Source organism: Amycolatopsis sp. A133, assembly GCF_031082405.1.
Classification (GTDB): Bacteria; Actinomycetota; Actinomycetes; order Mycobacteriales; family Pseudonocardiaceae; genus Amycolatopsis.
Window position 1 is genome coordinate 360,660 of sequence record NZ_JAVHJU010000057.1, and the last position, 17,452, is coordinate 378,111.

Annotated in this window: 15 protein-coding genes; 13 read left to right on the plus strand and 2 right to left on the minus strand. The window is 72.9% G+C overall.

Annotated elements, in window-relative coordinates; translation table 11 throughout:
- The first annotated feature begins 99 nt into the window (after window positions 1-99).
- The 3 genes from Q5425_RS34070 to Q5425_RS34080 all read left to right on the plus strand — a co-directional run bounded on the left by Q5425_RS34070 (window position 100) and on the right by Q5425_RS34080 (window position 1,983).
- Window positions 100-900, plus strand: coding sequence for an alpha/beta fold hydrolase (locus Q5425_RS34070; protein WP_308676467.1), 801 nt, complete (start codon window positions 100-102; stop codon window positions 898-900).
- 3 nt (window positions 901-903) lie between these two features.
- Entirely contained in the window at window positions 904-1,698 is a 795-nt protein-coding gene (locus Q5425_RS34075) for an SDR family oxidoreductase (protein ID WP_308676468.1), read from the plus strand.
- A gap of 123 nt (window positions 1,699-1,821) precedes the next feature.
- The gene (locus tag Q5425_RS34080; RefSeq protein WP_308676469.1) at window positions 1,822-1,983 is read left to right on the plus strand and encodes a hypothetical protein; all 162 of its coding nucleotides are present in this window, start codon (window positions 1,822-1,824) and stop codon (window positions 1,981-1,983) included.
- Here Q5425_RS34080 and Q5425_RS34085 read toward each other — a convergent pair.
- Window positions 1,952-2,692, minus strand: coding sequence for an SDR family NAD(P)-dependent oxidoreductase (locus tag Q5425_RS34085; protein ID WP_308676470.1), 741 nt, complete (start codon window positions 2,690-2,692; stop codon window positions 1,952-1,954). The two genes, Q5425_RS34080 and Q5425_RS34085, sit on opposite strands and share 32 nt — an antisense overlap.
- A gap of 64 nt (window positions 2,693-2,756) precedes the next feature.
- On the opposite strand from Q5425_RS34085, the gene Q5425_RS34090 reads away from it, so the two are divergent.
- The 6 genes from Q5425_RS34090 (at window position 2,757) to Q5425_RS34115 (ending at window position 10,482) form a co-directional block, all read left to right on the plus strand.
- Window positions 2,757-3,206, plus strand: a complete 450-nt coding sequence (locus Q5425_RS34090) for a MarR family transcriptional regulator (RefSeq protein WP_308676471.1) — start codon at window positions 2,757-2,759, stop codon at window positions 3,204-3,206.
- A gap of 190 nt (window positions 3,207-3,396) precedes the next feature.
- Window positions 3,397-6,513, plus strand: coding sequence for a BTAD domain-containing putative transcriptional regulator (locus Q5425_RS34095; protein WP_308676472.1), 3,117 nt, complete (start codon window positions 3,397-3,399; stop codon window positions 6,511-6,513).
- A gap of 215 nt (window positions 6,514-6,728) precedes the next feature.
- Window positions 6,729-7,655, plus strand: a complete 927-nt coding sequence (locus Q5425_RS34100; protein WP_308676473.1) for a 3-oxoacyl-[acyl-carrier-protein] synthase III C-terminal domain-containing protein — start codon at window positions 6,729-6,731, stop codon at window positions 7,653-7,655.
- A 10-nt stretch (window positions 7,656-7,665) separates the two neighbouring features.
- The gene (locus tag Q5425_RS34105) at window positions 7,666-8,961 is read left to right on the plus strand and encodes a type III PLP-dependent enzyme (RefSeq protein WP_308676474.1); all 1,296 of its coding nucleotides are present in this window, start codon (window positions 7,666-7,668) and stop codon (window positions 8,959-8,961) included.
- Between the two features lie 3 nt (window positions 8,962-8,964).
- A complete protein-coding gene (locus Q5425_RS34110; RefSeq protein WP_308676475.1) occupies window positions 8,965-9,786 on the plus strand; it encodes a hypothetical protein in 822 nt (273 codons plus the stop codon).
- A 51-nt stretch (window positions 9,787-9,837) separates the two neighbouring features.
- Window positions 9,838-10,482, plus strand: coding sequence for a response regulator transcription factor (locus Q5425_RS34115; protein WP_308676683.1), 645 nt, complete (start codon window positions 9,838-9,840; stop codon window positions 10,480-10,482).
- 15 nt (window positions 10,483-10,497) lie between these two features.
- On the opposite strand, the gene Q5425_RS34120 is transcribed toward Q5425_RS34115, so the two are convergent.
- Window positions 10,498-11,775, minus strand: a complete 1,278-nt coding sequence (locus tag Q5425_RS34120; protein WP_308676476.1) for a sensor domain-containing protein — start codon at window positions 11,773-11,775, stop codon at window positions 10,498-10,500.
- Window positions 11,776-11,928: 153 nt separating this feature from the next.
- Here Q5425_RS34120 and Q5425_RS34125 point away from each other — a divergent pair, with 153 nt between their 5' ends.
- The 4 genes from Q5425_RS34125 (at window position 11,929) to Q5425_RS34140 (ending at window position 17,450) form a co-directional block, all read left to right on the plus strand.
- Window positions 11,929-12,723, plus strand: a complete 795-nt coding sequence (locus Q5425_RS34125; protein ID WP_308676477.1) for an ABC transporter ATP-binding protein — start codon at window positions 11,929-11,931, stop codon at window positions 12,721-12,723.
- On the plus strand, window positions 12,723-15,293 hold the full coding sequence (locus Q5425_RS34130) for an FtsX-like permease family protein (RefSeq protein ID WP_308676478.1): 2,571 nt from the start codon (window positions 12,723-12,725) through the stop codon (window positions 15,291-15,293). Before Q5425_RS34125 ends, Q5425_RS34130 begins: the two co-directional genes overlap by 1 nt.
- Before the next feature lie 105 nt (window positions 15,294-15,398).
- Window positions 15,399-17,084 carry an NAD(P)/FAD-dependent oxidoreductase gene (locus Q5425_RS34135; protein ID WP_308676479.1) on the plus strand — a complete coding sequence of 562 codons (1,686 nt, stop codon included), beginning with the start codon at window positions 15,399-15,401 and terminating at the stop codon, window positions 17,082-17,084.
- A gap of 87 nt (window positions 17,085-17,171) precedes the next feature.
- Window positions 17,172-17,450, plus strand: coding sequence for an acyl carrier protein (locus Q5425_RS34140; RefSeq protein ID WP_308676480.1), 279 nt, complete (start codon window positions 17,172-17,174; stop codon window positions 17,448-17,450).
- Window positions 17,451-17,452 lie beyond the last annotated feature (2 nt).

A 17,452-nucleotide genomic window follows, 5' to 3' on the forward strand; every position in this document is an offset into this window, starting at 1 on the left:
CGATGCCACCCCGGCTATCGATCCGGGCGCAACGGGTCTTGGACGCCGTGGCCGCGGTCGGGTTGGCTTCGGGGACCAACCGGGACAACTGGAGGATCGATGGCCGACCCGGGCACCCCCGTCGTGTTCATCCACGGTCTGTGGCTGCACGCCACCTCGTGGAACCCCTGGCTCGACCACTTCCGGGCGGCCGGGTACGCGCCCGTCGCGCCCGGCTGGCCGCACGAGCCCGAGTCCGTCGAGCTGGCCCGGCAGCACCCCGAAGCCGTCGCGGACATCGGCATCGACGACGCCACCGGCCACTTCGCGTCGATCATCGAGGGCCTCGGCCGGCCGCCGGTGCTCATCGGCCACTCGTTCGGCGGCCTGATCACCGAGAAGCTGCTGGGACAGGGGATCGGCCTGGCCGGCGTCGCGATCGACCCCGCCCAGATCAAGGGTGTCCTGCCGCTGCCGCTGGCGCAGCTGCGCGCGGGCCTGCCGGCACTGGGCAACCCCGCGAACCTCCACCGGTCCGTGTCGCTGAGCGAGAAGGAGTTCCGGTTCGGCTTCGGCAACGCGCTGACCGACGAGGAGTCGGCGGAGCTGCATCGGCGCTGGACGATCCCGTCGCCGGCCCGGCCGCTGTTCCAGGCCGCGGCCGCGAACTTCGTGCTGCACTCCCAGGCCCGGGTCGACACCCACCGGGCGGACCGCGGCCCGCTCCTGCTCGTCTCCGGGACCGCGGACCACACCGTCCCGGACGTGGTCACGCGCTCGACGTTCAAGCAGTACCGGGATTCCGCCGCGGTCACCGAGCTGAAGCAGTTCGAGGGCCGCGGGCATTCGCTCACCATCGACCACGGCTGGCGCGACGTCGCCGATGCCGTGCTCGGCTGGCTGCACGAGCAGGGGATCTAGGCCGTGGAGCTCGGATTGGGCGGCGCGGTCGCCGTCGTCACCGGAGCCAGCCGGGGCATCGGCCTGGCCGTCACCGCCGCTCTCGTCGCCGAGGGCGCGCACGTCGTGGCCGGCGCGCGCGTCCCGGGACCGGACCTGGAAGCCCTCGTCCGGGCGGGGAAGGCGCACGCACTCGCCGTGGACCTCGGCACCGCCGACGGTCCGGGCCGGCTGGCGGAACTCGCCTTGGCCGAGTTCGGGCGCATCGACGTCCTGGTCAACAACGTCGGCGCCGTCACCCCGCGGCCGAACGGGTTCCTGCTGGTCACCGACGACGAGTGGACGCGCTCGGTGACGCTGAACCTGCTGAGCGCGGTCCGGGCCACGCGGGCCGTGCTGCCGACGATGGTGACCGCGGGCCGGGGCAGCATCGTCACGGTCGCCTCGGTCAACGCGGTCCTGCCCGACCCCGGCGTCATCGACTACAGCGCGGCGAAGGCGGCGCTGGTCAACTTCACGAAGTCGGTGTCGAAGGAGTTCGGCTCCCGCGGCATCCGCGCCAACACGATCAACCCCGGCCCGGTGGCGACGGACCTGTGGCTCGGCGCCGGCGGAGTGGCCGAAACCCTGGCCGCGACCACGGGCGCGAACCCGGACGCGGTCGCCGGCGAGGCGGCGGCCCACGCCGTGACCGGCCGCTTCACCCGGCCCGCGGAGGTCGCGAACCTGGTGGCGTTCCTGGCGAGCGACCGGGTGGCGGGCAACATCACCGGCGCCACCTTCGCCATCGACGGCGGCTACGCCGCGGAAACCCACTGATCGGTGCGCAGAATGTCCACAATGGACCGGTTTGTCCCGGGCGTCTCCACGGAAGGGGGCCTTGGCGAGTAGGCACCCGGCGCGCGGGGTATCTCCGTGCTGACCGTTCAGAAGGGAACCGCCATGGGAATCCTCGTTGCCCTGCTCGTCATCTGGGCCGTCCTGGTCGTGCTCGGGATCGTCGTCAAGGGGCTGTTCTGGCTGATCATCGTGGGCGCGGTGCTCTTCGTCGCGACCGGGGTGATCGGGTTCGTCAAGCGCGAAGCGCTGGGGCGACGGCACTGAGCAGGGCGCCGGTGGGGCCGCCGGCGGGCAGGGTCGCCGCCCGGACGATGTCGAGGGCCGCTTCCGCGGGGGAGCGGTCGCCGGCGTCGTCGCCGCGCTCGGGGTGGGTGGCGACCGAGCCCGGGTCGACCGCGTTGACCAGAATCCCGGTGCCGCGCAGTTCGGCGGCGAGGGTCGCGGTGAACGCGTTGAGGGCGTACTTGGCCAGCGAATAGCCCGGTGACCGGACGCCTCCGGTCAGGCCGGCCCCGGCGTCGATCTGGGCGGCGGCGCCGCTGGAGACGTTGACGATCCGGGCGGCGGGGGCGGCCCGCAGCAACGGCAGGCAGGCCCGCACGAGCGCCCAGGTGCCGAGGACGTCCACGTCGTAGGCGGTGCGGGCTTCGGTCAGGTCGGCGTCGAGCAGGGACGTCGTGGCGAAGTCGGGCATGGCGGCGGCGTTGTTCACCAGGACGTCGAGCCGGCCGGCTCTGGTGCGGAGGAATCCGGCGCAGGCCGAGACGTCGTCCGGAGCGGTGACGTCGAGGCGGACCCCGTCGGCGGAAAGACCTTCGCCGGCGAGCTGCGCGACCAGTGCGCGTGTCCGGTCGAGGTTGCGTCCGGCGAGGACGACGTGGTGGCCGCGGAGGGCGAGCTCGCGGGCGACGGCGAAGCCGAGGCCTTGCGGGCGGCTCGCGCCCGTGACGAGCGCGATGGCAGATTCTTTCATGATTCATACTGTAGGGAACGCCTACAATTGAAGCAACCCGCAGTCCGTCGCTAGGATCGCGGGCATGGCCGCTTCCCCGTCCGACCGTCCCCGGGCGCTGCTGCGCTGGCCCACCTACGTGATGGGGCAGCTGCACCGCAGCGGTGTCGGCCGGATCGACGCGGCGCTGGCCGGGCGCGGGGTCGCCCTGCGCGACTACTACGTCCTGGTCTGCATCGGCGAGTACGGACCGCTGGCCCAGCAGCGCGTCGCCGACCGGCTCGGCCTGGACCGCAGCGACCTGGTCAAGGTGCTCGACCGGCTCGAGGCCGCGGGCTGGGTGTCGCGGGAGCGCGACACCGAGGACCGCCGCCGGCACGTGCTGACCCTCACCGAGGACGGCCGCGCCACGGTCGGCACGGTCGAGGAGGTTTCGGCCGCGGTCACCGGCGAGCTGCTCGCCCGGCTGACCCCACGCGAGCAGGACACCCTGCACCGGCTGCTGCTCAAGGCCTTCGGGGAACCGTCCGCCTGACGCCGAAGCGGAGGCAGATTGCCGCTTCACCGCCCCTGTGCCCGGCCGGGCCGGCGACATCGGAGCTGGTCAGCGGCGTGAACGCGCCGTCCGGGCCCACGAGTGCCGACCCTCGAAGCCGCTGTCCGCCCGCGGCGAAGCCCGCCGGAACCACCGGCACCGGCGGCCCGGCGCTGGCAGAATCGGACAGGTGGACACCGGCAGGGGAGGCCATCCGCACACCGATCACGCCGTCCCGGCGGCGGGGTCCGAACCGTTCTCGGCGCTGCTGCGGCGGCGTCGCGCCGAGCTGGGCATCACGCAGGCCGAACTCGCGCGGCGGGCCGGCGTCAGCGTTCGGGCCGTGCGCTACCTCGAACAGGGCCGGACGCGGAACCCGCGGAAGGCTTCGCTCCGGCAGCTGGTCGCCGCGCTCGAACCGGGGCCGGGGGAGCCGGCCGAGGCCGCCACGCGGGTCGGTGTTCTCGGGCCGCTGCTCGTCGAGGCCCGTGGTGCCCAGCAGCACCCCGGGGACACCCGGTGGGCGCGGCTGCTCGGCCTGCTGGCCCTGCAGCCGAACCGGCCGGTCGCCGTGGACGACATCGTCGACGTTCTCTGGAACGGCCGGCCGCCTCGCTCGCACCTCGACCTGATCGGCAGCTCCGTGCGCCGGGTGCGCGCGCTGCTGCACCCGCACTTGCGACTGGCGGCCACCGGGCGCGGCGGCTACCGGCTCGAGGGCGGGCCCGACCAGCTCGACGTCCTCCGCTTCGACGCCCGGCTCGACGAAGCCAGCGCCGCGAAGGCGGCCGAAGACCGCGAGGGTGTCTTCCGCGCGCTGGGGGAGGCGATGGCCTGCTGGCGCGGGCCGGTGCTGGCCGGCCACGACGTCCTGCACCACCACGCCGCCGTGGCCGCGCTTTCGCGGCGGCGGCTGTCGGCCGCGCTCGCCCACGCCGACGCGGGGATCTCGCTCGGCCGGCACGAAGAGGTCGTCGCGCAGCTGGAGAGCATGCGCGAGGCCGAACCGATGCACGAAGGGCTGCACGCCCGGCTCATGGTCGCCCTGGCCGGCAGCGGCAGGCAGGCCGCCGCGCTCGCGCTGTTCGACGACCTGCACGCGCGGCTGACGACCGAACTCGGCATCGAACCCGGGCCGGAGATCCGCGCGGCCCGGCTGCACGTCCTGCGCCAGGAGGTGCCGGCCGCGGCCCGGCCGTTCGGCAGCAGCAGCAACTTCCTCCCGCGCGACGTCGAGCACTTCGTCGGCCGCGTGGGCGAGACCGTCCGGCTTATCGGGGCCGCCGGCCGGGCCGCGGTGTACGGCATCTGCGGGATGGCGGGGGTCGGCAAGACCGCGCTGGCCGTCCACCTCGGCTACCGCTTCGCCGACCGGTTCCCGGACGGGCAGCTGTTCGCCGACCTGCACGCCCACGGCCCGGACGGCCCGCTGGCGCCCGAGGCCGCGCTGGACTCGCTGCTGCGCCAGCTCGGCGTGGACGGGGCCCGGATTCCCGAGCAGCTCGACCAGCGCGCCGCGCTCTGGCGGTCCCTGCTGGTGGGCCGCAACGCGCTGGTGGTGCTCGACGACGCGGCCGACGCCGCCCAGGTCCGGCCGCTGCTGCCCGGCGGCCCGGGCTCGCTCGTGCTGATCACCAGCCGGGGCCGGCTGACCAGCATCGACGCCGTCACCACGCTGTCGCTGGACGTCCTGGCCCCGGCCGAAGCCGCGCAGCTGCTCACCCGGGTCGCCGGTGCGGAGCGCACCGGGCGGGATCCGGCGCTCGGCGAGCTCGCGCGGCTGTGCGGCTACCTGCCGCTGGCGCTGCGCATCGCCGCCGCCCGGCTGCGCGATCGTCCGATGTGGACGGTGAAGCACCTGGCCGGCCTGCTGTGCGACGAGCACCGGCGGCTGGCCGAGCTGAGCACCGGAGACCGCAGCGTCGGTGCGGCGTTCACCCTCTCCTACCGCCAGCTCACCGCACCGCAGCAGCGGCTGTTCCGGTTGCTCGGCGAATTCCCGGGCACCGACGTCGACGCCTTCGCCGCCGCGGCGATCGCCGGCCGGGACCTGCGCGAGACCGAGTCGCTGCTCGAGGAACTCGTCGACGTCCACCTGCTGGCCCAGCCCGCGCTCGGGCGCTACCGGTTCCACGACCTCATCCGCGATCACGCCCGCGCCACCGGCCTCGCCGGCCCCGCCGAGCCCCGGGAAGCGGCGGCGAACCGGATGTTCGACTACTACCTGCACGTCGCGGGGCGAGCGGCCGACGTGCTGGAGCCGACGAGGAAACGGTTCCCGCCGGCCGGATCGCCGCCGTCGTGCGGACCGCGCTTCGGCACCGAAGCCGAGGCACTCGCCTGGCTGGAGGCCGAGCGCGCGAACCTCGCCGCGGTCGCCGCGGCGGCCGCGCGGGACCGGCCGCGGCACTGCTGGCAGCTGGTCCAGACGTTGTGGCGGTTCTACTTCGTCCGCGGGCACGTGCACGACTGGATCCGGACCCACCGGCTCGCCCTGCGCGTGGTCCGGACGCTGGACGAGCCGGTCGCGGAGGCGGAGCTGCGCAAGAACCTGGGGCTCGCCCACTGGCGCAGCGGCGACTTCGCGGAGGCGGTCGGCCAGCACCACCGCGCCCTCGCGCTCGACCTCGCGAACGGCGACGGCTGGGGCCAGGCCAAGACCCACAACCACCTCGGCTTCATCCACGCCCGCGGCGGCAGCCACGGCGAAGCGCTGGCCCACCACCGCCGCGCGGTCCGGCTGTACCGCGCGGCCGGCGACCGGTGCGGCGAAGCCCGCGCGCTCGTCGGCCTCGGCGACCTGCACCACCACGCCGGCCGCCGGGCCGAGAGCGCCGCGGACTTCCGCCGGGGACTGGCCCTCGCCCGCGAGGCGGGCGACCGCTGGGGCGAGGCGCTCGCCGCCATCGGGCTCGGCTTTTCGGCCTCGCCCCGGCACGCCCGGCACCACCTCGAACACGGCCTGGCGTACGCCAGGGCCGCGGGGGACCGCTGGGGCGAAAGCATGGCGTTGACCGGCCTCGGCATCATCCGCCACGCCCACGGCGACCTGCCGGAGGCGACGAACTGCCTCCGCCAGGCCGTCGCCCTGGCCCAGGAGGCCGGCGACCGGTGGTGGGAACGCATCGCCACCACCGCGCTGGGCCGGGTGCACACCGCCCTCGGCCACCACACCGAGGCGGCGGCCCACCACGAACGAGCGGTGGAGCTGGCTCGCGGTCTGGAGGACGAGGTCGCGGAGGCCGACGCGTTGGCCGCGCTGGCGGAAACTTCGGGTGCCCGCCGGCGGGTCGACGCTCAGGTTTGAGGGTGTGGGCCGGCCCGCGGAAGCTGACGCGCCAGCGGAGACTCCGGGTGCCCGTCGGCGGGTCGTCGCTCGGGTGAGGGTGTGGGCCGGCCCGCGGGTTCCGGAACGGCCCCCCAGGCCGGGTCAGCAGGTCGTCAGTGCCCCGTCAGCGTGCGCCGCAATCCTTCTCCGGGACCGGGAACCGGTGGCGAACCCCGATGGGAGTTGATGGCGCGATGACCTCGCTGGTGGCGGTGTCGACCTACGTGCCGACGACCGTTTCGATCGAGTCGCTGCAGGAGGAGCTGGCCCTCTCGGCGACGCAGGTGCGCCGCTTCCGCCGGATGTACGGCCTGTCCGAGGTCTGCCGGTCGAGCGAGTCCGAAGCGGACATGGTGCTGGGCGCCGTCAGCAAGCTCGATTCCCTCGTCGGGCAGGAAGAGCGCGTCCGCTACGTCGTCCGCGCCAAGACCATGCCCGGCGCGAACCCCTACCCCGTCGATCCCATGGTCGACGTGCGGGAGACGCTCGGGCTCGGCCACGCGACCCTGTTCACCCTCACCGACCACGCCTGCGCCTCCGGGCTGCTCGCGGTCGACCTGTGCGGCACGCTGCTGGCCGCCGACGGTGATCCCGACGCGCTCGCGCTGATCCTCACCGGCGAAAAGGCGTTCACCCATTCCGCGCAGGTCATCCCCGACGTCGCGATCATGGGGGAGGCCACGGCGGCCGTCCTCGTCGGACCGGGCGACGAGCAGGACACCCTGCTCGGCTACGCCACCGCCACGCTCGGCGGCCCGGGCGGCGAAGTCATCCTCGACGACGAGCAGGCCGCGCAGTTCCGGCAGATCTACCCCGGTACGGTCGCGGACGTCGCGCGCGAGGCCGTCGCGGCGGCCGGGCTGACCGTCGACGACATCGACCTCGTGCTGCCGCACAACGTCAACAAGATCTCCTGGGTCCGCGCGAGCGGCGCGCTGGGCATCCCGCGCGCCAAGATCTTCCTCGACAACGTCGGGACGACCGGGCACTGCTTCTGCGCCGACCCTTTTCTCAACTACCACACCGCGAACGGTCTGGGGCTGCTGGCACCCGGGGCGTACTACCTGATGATCTCCGTCGGCCTGGGGTCGACGTTCTCCGCCATGGTCTTCCGGAAATGAGGAGCGCTGCATGAGTGTCGAATTCGAAATCCAGGGGATCGGCATCGCCGAACTCGCGGAGCGTCACGGCACCCCGCTCTTCGTCTACGACGGGAACGAGCTGGGTGACCGGCTGACCGGGCTGCGGGAGAAGTTCCACCCGCGGCTGGAGATCTTCTACTCGCTGAAGTCCAATCCGAACATCTCCGTCTGCGCGCTGCTGCACGCGCACGGCGCGCGGGCCGAGGTGTCGTCGATGGCCGAGCTGATCACCGCCCGGCGGGCCGGCGTCGCCGGCGAGGACATCATCTTCCTCGGCCCCGGCAAGAGCGCCGCGGAACTGGCCGCCTGCCTGGACGAAGGCGTCTACACCGTCGTCTGCGAGTCGTTCGGCGAGCTCCGGCTCCTCGACGACCTCGCGCGGGACCGGGGCGTCGAAGCGCGGGTCGCGCTGCGCGTGAACCCGAGCTTCGCGGTCAAGGGCTCGGGCCTCACCATGGGCGGCAAGCCGCGCCAGTTCGGCATCGACGAAGAGCAGCTGCTCGCGTCGGACGGCCTCGTGGACCGGCACCCGCACCTGCGGCTGATGGGCGTGCAGGTCTACATGGGAACGCGGATCCTCGACGAGGAGCCGATCGTCGAGAACACGCGGCGCATCTTCGAACTCGCCGAGCGCGTCTCGCGCCGGATCGGGTTCCCGCTCGAGATGGTCGACGTCGGCGGCGGCCTCGGGGTCGCCTACTTCGACGGCGAGAAGGACCTCGACGCCGACCTGCTCGCCTCGATGCTCAACCCGGTGATCGACGAGTTCGCGCAGCGGCACCCCGCGACGCGGCTCGTCATGGAACTCGGCCGGTACCTGGCCGCCACCGCCGGGACCTACGTCGTGCGCGTCCGCTACACCAAGACGTCGCTGGGGCAGAACTTCGCCGTCGCCGACGGCGGCACCAACCACCACATGGCGGCCGTCGGCATCGGGTCCTACGTCAAGCGCGACTTCCCGGTCCGGCTGCTCAACCGCATCGACGAGCCCGCCACCGAAATCTGGCAGGTGACCGGGCCGCTGTGCACGCCCAACGACGTGCTCGCCAAGAAGGCCGCCCTGCCGTCGGTCCGCGCCGGCGACCTGATCGGCGTCACGCGCTCCGGGGCCTACGGCCCGACGGCGTCGCCCGTGCTGTTCCTCAGCCACGGCTACCCGGCCGAGGTCATCGTCCACGGTGGACGCGACTACCGCGTCAGCGAGCGGGACGAGCCCGCGGACCTGCTGCGCCGCCAGCACCTGCACGAGTTCGCCCCGCCGCTGGCCGTGGGCGCGGAGCGCTGAACGATGTACCGTGCCGCCGCGATTCCCCTTGCCACCGCGCCGTTGCCGGGTCTGCAGCCGTTGCCGCTGCGCCTGGCGCTGGCCATCCGGCGTGAATTCGGCCCGGGCGACCGGGAAATCGACGTCCCCGAGCTGCACCGGTACTTCGCCGACCTCAGCCGCGGGCACGAGATCGGTTTCCGGCCTTCCCGGGTGACGCGGGCGCGCGGCAACCCGTTTCTGGCGATGGCTCGCGAGCTGCTCGCCGGGCAGCTGTCCGGCGAGCGGATCGACCTCGCGATCGTCGCCCACGCGGCGCCCGAGTTCGACCCGCGGCTGTCGGCGCCGGTGAACCTCACCGCGGTGCTGCCCGGCGGGCCGCTCGGGTTTTCCGTGTCCGGGCAGGGCGGCCTGGCCCCGTTCAGCGCACTGAAGATCGCCGGTTCCTACGTGCGGCGCCACGGTTTCCGGCGCGTGCTGGTCCTGATCACGGACCAGGGCGTCACCCCGTACGACACGCCGGAGCGCATCGGTGACGCCGCAACGGCTCTGCTGTTCGAAGCCGGCGGCGGCCGGGCGGTCAGCGTCGGTTACCTCCCCGACGTGGCACCGGACGCCGTGCCGGCCACCGTGGCCGGGTTCGGGTCACCGGACACCGTCGTCATCGGCAGCGGGCTCGCCCGCACCGGTTCCCGGCCGGGCGCGATCGTGGCCCCGGCGGGGTTCCCGTGCACAGGGCTGTGGGCACCGCTCGCGGACGGCACGGCGACCGGCGCCGTCCTGCTGGCCGACTACGACCCGCGCCACCGCGCGCTGGGCGTCTGCGTGGTCGCCGAGTCCGACTGACGCGGCCCTATGATGGTCGTCGTGGTCGGGCTCGAAGCGGGGGACGGACAAGTGCGCGTGGTCATCGGTGAAGACCAGTTCCTGCTCAGGGACGGTCTGGTGCGGCTGCTGGAGGCGCACGAATTCCAGGTTTGCGCGGCCGTGGACAACGGGCCGGACCTGCTGGAAGCGATGCTGCGCGAGCGGCCCGACATCGCGATCGTCGACATCCGGCTGCCGCCGTCGTTCACCGACGAGGGACTCCGCGCCGCGATCGAAGCCCGGCGGCAGATCCGGGGCTTCCCGGTGCTCGTCCTTTCGCAGTACGTGGAACGGCTGTACGCCGACGAACTCCTCGCCGACGGCGAAGGCTCGGTCGGCTACCTGCTCAAGGACCGCGTGTTCCACGGCGACCAGTTCGTGGACGCCGTCCGCCAGGTCGCCCTCGGCGGCACGGTGATGGACCCGGACGTCGTGACCCGCCTGCTCACGCACAACACGCGCGACGACCGGCTGGAGCGGCTGACCGCCCGGGAGCGCGAGGTCCTCAAGCTGATGGCCGAAGGCCGCTCCAACAGCAACATCGCCGGCGAGCTGGTGGTTTCGGAGAAGGCCGTTTCCAAGCACATCAACAACATCCTCGCCAAGCTGAACCTGCCGCAGTCCGAGGACGCCAACCGGCGGGTGCTCGCGGTGCTGGCCTACCTGAAGCACTGAGGCCGGGGGAACCGCTCAGGGCTCGAGGCCGCAGGGGATTTCGATGGTCACCATGGTCGGCCCGCCGAGCGGGCTGAGGATCGTGACGAAGCCGTCCAGCGGCGCGAGCCGCTTTTCGATGCCGCGCAGGCCCGTTCCGTGCTCGGTGTTCGCGCCGCCGCGGCCGTTGTCGCTGACGTTGATGACCAGGCGGCCGGACTCGTAGTGGACGTTGATCGCGCCGCTTTGCGCGCCGGAGTGCTTCATCGCGTTGTTCAGCACTTCGGACACCGAGAAGTACGCGGCGGTCTCGACCGCCAGGGACGGCCGGCCGGGCAGGTCGATCGTCGTCTCGATGCGCAGCGGGTTTTCGATCGCCAGCGTGCGGATCGCGTCCGCGATGCCGCGGTCCACCAGCACCGGCGGCTGGATGCCGCGGACCAGGTCGCGCAGCTGCTGCAACGCCCTGGCCGAGCTGTTCTTCGCCTCGTCCATCAAGGACCGCGCGGCCTCGGGGTGGGAATCGAGCACGCGCATGGCGGCGTCGAGCGTCATCCCCATCGCGACGAGGTGGGTCTGTGCGCCGTCGTGCAGGTCGCGTTCGATGCGGCGCAGCTCGGTCGCCTGGGAGCCCACGGCGTCGTCGCGGCTTTCCGACAGGTGCTGCACGCGGTTCGTCAGCCGGGTCACCTCGGTCGGCGACAGCAGGGTCGCCGCGAGCTTCGCGTGCAGGCGCAGGAGGTGCGGCGCGCTCCACAGCGCGAGCGGGAAGTGCGCCAGGCCGAGGATGGCGGCGAACCAGGCCGTCGTCGGGTCCTCCACCGGGATCACGACGTACCAGCTGCCGAGCCACTCGGCCGCGTCGGACCCGACGAGGAACGGCATCGCCAGTCCGCGCAGGCCGTGCGCGACCAGGGCGAGCGGGGTGAGGGTGAGCAGGATGCCCACGGAGCTGTCGACCAGCAGCCACAGCGCGTCGCGCCAGTTCGCCCGGTCGCCGAGCAGGTGGTGGCAGCGGCGCAGCGCCGAGCTCCCGGCCGGTTCCGGCAGGTACGGGGAATTGATCCGCACGCCCGACCACGCTTCGGCCGACGCGCGGACCTGATCGGTCAGGTACCGCATCAGCAGCACGGCCGGGGGCAGCATGAACAGGCCCACGCCCACGCCGATCAGCGAGCCGGCGGTGACCACGACGACGAACACCACGAGTTCGGTCACCGCCACCACGGCGAGCGCGCCGCCGCGCACTGTCGCCCGCCCGCCGTCGCGCAGCAGCGACCGCGTCATGGTGGCGACCGGGCTTCCGCTAGTCATGCAGCCATTATGCGCAGGCAGGCCCGTTTCCCGCGGTAGTGCTAACCCCCGCAAAGTTCCGCTCCCTAGCACCCTCGGAAACCGGGCCGCACCTCAATAACGTGGTCGCGGTAACGGATCGAAGGACGCGAAGGCACGCCAGGGGAGCCGCAGATGTACCAGCAAGACGACACGGTCGAAGTCGTGCGGCTGCTGTCCGTACGCAAGGCGTACGGCAAGGACCGAGCTCAGGTCCTGGCCCTGGACAACGTGACGGCGGGCTTCGCCGGTGGCACGTTCACCGCCGTGATGGGGCCGTCGGGTTCGGGCAAGAGCACGCTGCTGCACTGCGCGGCCGGCCTGGACAAGCCGACGTCCGGCACGGTCCTGCTGGGCGGCACGGATCTCAGCCAGATGCGTGAGGTCGAGCTGACCCGGTTGCGGCGCGACCGGATCGGGTTCGTCTTCCAGGCCTTCAACCTGCTGCCCGCGCTCGACGTCGAGCAGAACGTGACGCTGCCGCTGCGGCTGGCGGGACGGCGAGCGGAACCCGACCTCGTGCGCCGGGTCATCGAACAGGTCGGGCTCGGCCAGCGGCGCCACCACCGGCCCGCGGAGCTCTCCGGCGGGCAGCAGCAGCGCGTGGCGATCGCCCGGGCACTGGTCACCCACCCCGAGGTCATCTTCGCCGACGAGCCGACCGGGGCGCTGGACACGCGGTCGGCCCAGGAAGTCCTTTCCCTGCTGCGGGAGGCGAAGAGCGTTTCCCGGCAGACCATCGTGATGGTCACCCACGACCCGGTCGCCGCCTCCTACGCCGACCGCGTGCTGTTCCTCGCCGACGGCCGGGTCGTCGACGAGCTGCGGCAGCCTAACCCCGAAGAGGTCGCCCGGCGGATGACCAACCTCGTCGCGCGCACCGAGCAGCGGCCGCAGGAAGGCCCCTGGCTGAGCGAGTTGACGCGCTGATGCTGGCCCTCGTCCTGCGCACCCTGCGCTACCGCACCGGCGGTTTCATCGCCACCCTGGTCTCGGTGTTCGTCGGCACCGCCGTCATGCTCGCCTGCGGCGGCCTGATGGAGACCGGCATCCGGACCGTGATCCCGCCGCAGCGGCTGGCCGCCGCCCCGATCGTGGTGGCCGGCAACCAGTCCTACGACCTGCCCACCGTCGGCTCCGGCGAGGACGCCTACCACGAGACCGCGACGCTGTCCGAGCGCGTCCGGCTGGACGAAGGCCTCGCGGGCACGATCAGCGGGATTCCCGGGGTCGCCCACGTGGTCCCCGACGTCTCCTTCCACGCCGAAGTGCTCGGCGACGAAGGCGGCCCGTCCGTGCCCGGCACGCAGACCGGCCACAGCTGGGCTTCCGCGGAGCTGGCGCCCTACCGGCTGACCGAGGGCGCGGCCCCGGTGCGCGAAGGCGAAGTCGTGCTGGACTCCGCCACCGCCGCCCGGATCGGCGCGCACGCCGGCGGGAAGACCGACATCGCCGTCCGCGGGGGAGTCCGCTCCTACCAGGTCACCGGCATCGCCGACGCCGGCCGCCGGATGGCGACCGACGCGGTGTTCTTCTCACCCGCCGAGGCGGGCGGGCTGCGATCCGCCGCCGGGCAGGTCGACGCTTTCGGCGTCCAGCTCGCGCCGGGTGCCGACCTCGGCGCCGTCAACGGGCAGATCGCCGCGGCGGTGCGCAACCAGAACGCGGTGACGCTGACCGGCGACGCCCGTGGTTCCGCCGAGTTCGCCAAGGCGGCGGGCGACGGCGAGCTGCTGATCATCCTCGCGGGCGTGTTCGGCGGTCTCGCGGCGCAGGTCGCGATGTTCGTCGTCGCGAGCACCCTCACGCTTTCGGTGCAGCAGCGCCGCCGCGAGGTGGCCATGCTGCGGGCGATCGGCGCGACCCCGCGCCAGCTGAGCCGGATGATCACCGGGGAAGCGATGATCATCGGCGCGCTCGGCACCGCGCTGGCGATCTTCCCCGGCGTGCTGCTCGGCGACTGGCTCTTCGGCCGGCTGACCGGGTTCGGGGTGATCCAGCCGGTCCTGAAGTTCGAGCAGGGCTTCTACCCGATCGTCGCCGCGGCGCTCATCGGCCTGGGCTCGGCGTGGGGTGCCGCGTTCGTCGCCGCCCGGTACGCGGGCCGCACGCGCCCGGTCGAAGCGATGCGGGAGACGGCGATCCCCACGCGCTGGCTGACCCCGACGCGGCTGTGGCTGGGGGTCTCGAGCCTCATCGGCGCGGTGGCGCTGGCCTACCTGACCATCACCGTCGTCGACGGCCCGCTCGCGGCGAGCACGGCGGGCCCGGCCGTCACGCTGGTGGCGACCGCTGTCGCGCTGTTCGCCCCCGGGCTCACCAAGCTGCTGGTCGGCGTGCTGCGCCGGCCGATCCGCGCGCTCGGCGGCCTGCCCGGCTACCTGGCCTCGCTGAACGCGCGGGCCCGCTGGATGCCGATGGCCGGTGCGGTCACCCCGATCATGCTCGCCACCGGTCTCGCGATCTTCATGCTGTACTTCCAGACCACCGAGGTGGCGGTCGCGGAGAAGCAGTACTCCGACTCGCTGCTGGCCGACGCCGTGGTGACGTCCGCGACCGGCGACCTGCCGCCGAACCTGATCGCGCAGGTGCAGCAGACCCCCGGGGTCGCCGGCGCCACGGCGTTCGTGACGAGCAAGGGGTACAACGAAAAGCCCTCGGACGCGACCCAGGACGAGGACGGCGTGGACCTCACCGGCGTCACCGCGGACGGCGTGGCGACGGCGTGGGGGAGCATCGTCGAGAGCGGCAAGCTCGACGCCCTGCACGGCGACACGATCGCCCTGCCCGCGGACCTCGCGCAACGGCTGGGCGTCGGCGTGGGCGCCAAGATCGTGATGCGGCTGGGCGACGGGTCCCGGGCCACCCTGGACGTCGTCGCGACGCTGCGGACCACGGCCGCCTCCGCCTCGGCGCTGATGCCGGCCGACACGCTCGCACCGCACACGGCCGCGGGTGCGGCCGACCGGATCCTCGTCATGGCCCGACCCGGCACCGGGGAGGCCGACCTGCTCGCGTCGCTGCGCGGCCGGGTCGGGGACGTGGACGGCGTGCAGGTGGCCGGCCGGGAGGCGCTGACCAAGGCCTTCCTGGCGGAGGTGCAGGCCAACGCCTGGGTCAACTACCTCATCGTCGGGCTGCTCCTCGTGTACGCCGCGATTTCCATGGTGAACACGCTGGTGATGGCGACGGCGGACCGGCGGCGGGAGTTCGGGCTGCAGCGGCTGATCGGGTCGACCAGGGGCCAGGTGCTGCGCATGATGGCCATGGAAGCGGGGATCGTCGCCGCCATCGGGGTCTTCCTCGGCACGCTGGTCGCCGGTTCGATGCTGGTCCCGTTCAGCGCGGCCGTCTCGGACAGCCCCTTCCCGTCCGGTCCACTGTGGATATATCTTGTGATACTCGGGCTGGCCGTCGTGCTGACGGTGGTGGCCACCTGTGCGCCGACGTGGTTCACGCTGCGCACCAGGCCGTCACCTTCGACGCTCGCCCCTGAATAGGTGACCTCGGGCCGGCCGGACACCCCAGTGACGCGCTGACGGCTCTCCCCCAGATCGTCAGCGCGCGGTCAGCCCGAGGTCACCGCCCCGGCATAACGTCGCGGCGTGGACACCGAAGAGAAGGCCGCCGAGCGCTGGGACGCCATCGTCGTGGGCTCCGGGATCGGCGGGCTCGTGTGCGCCGGGTACCTGGTGGCGAGCGGGATGCGCGTGCTCGTGCTCGAACAGCACGACGTCGCCGGCGGCAACAGCCACGTGTTCCGCCGCCGCCGCGCCTACCAGTTCGACGTGGGGGTGCACTACCTCGGCGACTGCGGGCCGGACGGCCTGCTGCCGACGATCCTCTCGGGACTCGGCCTCGGCGACCGCGTCCGGTTCCACCCGATGGACCCCGACGGGTTCGACCGGATCGTGCTGCCCAGCGTCACCGTGGACGTGCCGACCGGGTGGGACCGGTACGCCGAGCGGCTCCGGGCGGCGCTGCCCGGGGAAGCCGAGGGCATCACGCGCTACACCGAGGTGTGCGCGAGCATCGGGCAGGCCTGCCGGGAATCCGTTTTCGCGGCGGAACCCGGCGGGAAGGTCCCGGCCGTGATGCTGCGCTGGAGCCGCCGGACGCTGGCGCAGCTGTTCGACCACTGTGGCCTGTCGGCCCGGGCGCGCACCGTGCTGGCGGCCCAGTCCGGGAACTACGGGTCCGCTCCGGCCGGCACGCTCGTCGTCGCGCACGCGATGATGCTCGACGACTACCTCCGCGGCGCCTACTACCCGGAGGGCGGCGGGCAGGTGATCGCGGCTTCGCTCGTGGAACTGCTGGAGTCGCACGGCGGCACGCTGCTGACCCGCGCGCGGGTCAGCCGGATCCTGATCGACCGCGGCCGGGTGACCGGCGTCGAGCTGGCGGACGGCAGCACGCACCGCGCGCCGGTCGTCGTGTCCAATGCGGACTACCGGCGCACGGTCCTGGAACTGTGCGACGGCCGGGTGAACCTGGCGGACTCGGCGGTCGCCCGGGCCGAGTCGGCGAAGATGCGCCTGCCTTCGGCCGTCTGCTACGTGGCGCTCGACCGGGAACTGGCACTGCCCAATGCGAACATCTGGTATTGGCCCGGCGAAGACGTCGACGCGGCCTACGCGCGGCTGGAGTCGGGCCGGCTGGACGAACTGCCGTTCGCGTTCCTCTCCTTCGCTTCCCTCAAGGACCCCGTGCCGGGTGCGGCCTGCCCGCCCGGGCACACGAACTTCCAGATCATGACGGCCTGCCCGCCCGGTTACGCCCACTGGGGACTCACCGACGGCCCCACGCACGGGGCCCGGTACCGGCGCGAGGCCGCCTACCTCGGGGCGAAGGAACGGCTGACCGAGCAGATGCTGGACCTGGCCGAAGCCGCGATCGGGCCGTTCCGCAAGCACCTCGTGCACGTCGAAACGTCGACGCCGCTGACCCAGGAGCGCTACACGCTTTCGACCGGGGGAACCGCGTACGGCCTGCAAGCCTGGGGCAAGCTCGGGCAACGCCCGGGCATCGTGACCGACGTCGAGGGGCTCTACCTCGCCGGCCAGAGCATCCTCAACGGCGGCGGCATCGTCGGGGTCGCCACCGCGGGCGCGCGGTGCGCGTCGGCGATCCTCGGCCGGCCGGTCCTCGCCGGGGGCCGCGCCGCCGTGCTCGGCAACCCCGATCTCCTGCCGGAACGCCCGCCCGGCTGGGACCCGCTGCGCACCTCGCGGGGGCTGCGGCGGCGTGAGGCCCGCGGCCTCGCCCTGCTCGACCGGGTCGTCGCGGGGTAGGAACGCAATTTCCGCAAAGAACTCGAGGTCCGATCCCGGGCCCGTGGCAATGGACGCTGTCTTTTTACGAAGGGAATGGTGAGTGAAGTGACGGAAACCGTGGCTGCCTCGACGGAGGTGCTGGACGACCGCGTCGTCGCGGGAATCTGTGCCGCACTCGAATCGGTGCTGGAGGCGGAGGTGACCGACATCGGCCCGGAGACCCGGCTCTCGGACGCCGGTCTCGACTCCACCGGCGTGCTGGAGCTGCTGATGCAGCTGGAAGAGGCGCTGGGCATCGAATTCGACGCGGAGAACCTCGAAATGAGCCACTTCGAGTCGGTCGGGTCGCTGGCCCGGTTCGTTTCGGCAGAAATGGCCGCCTGAGC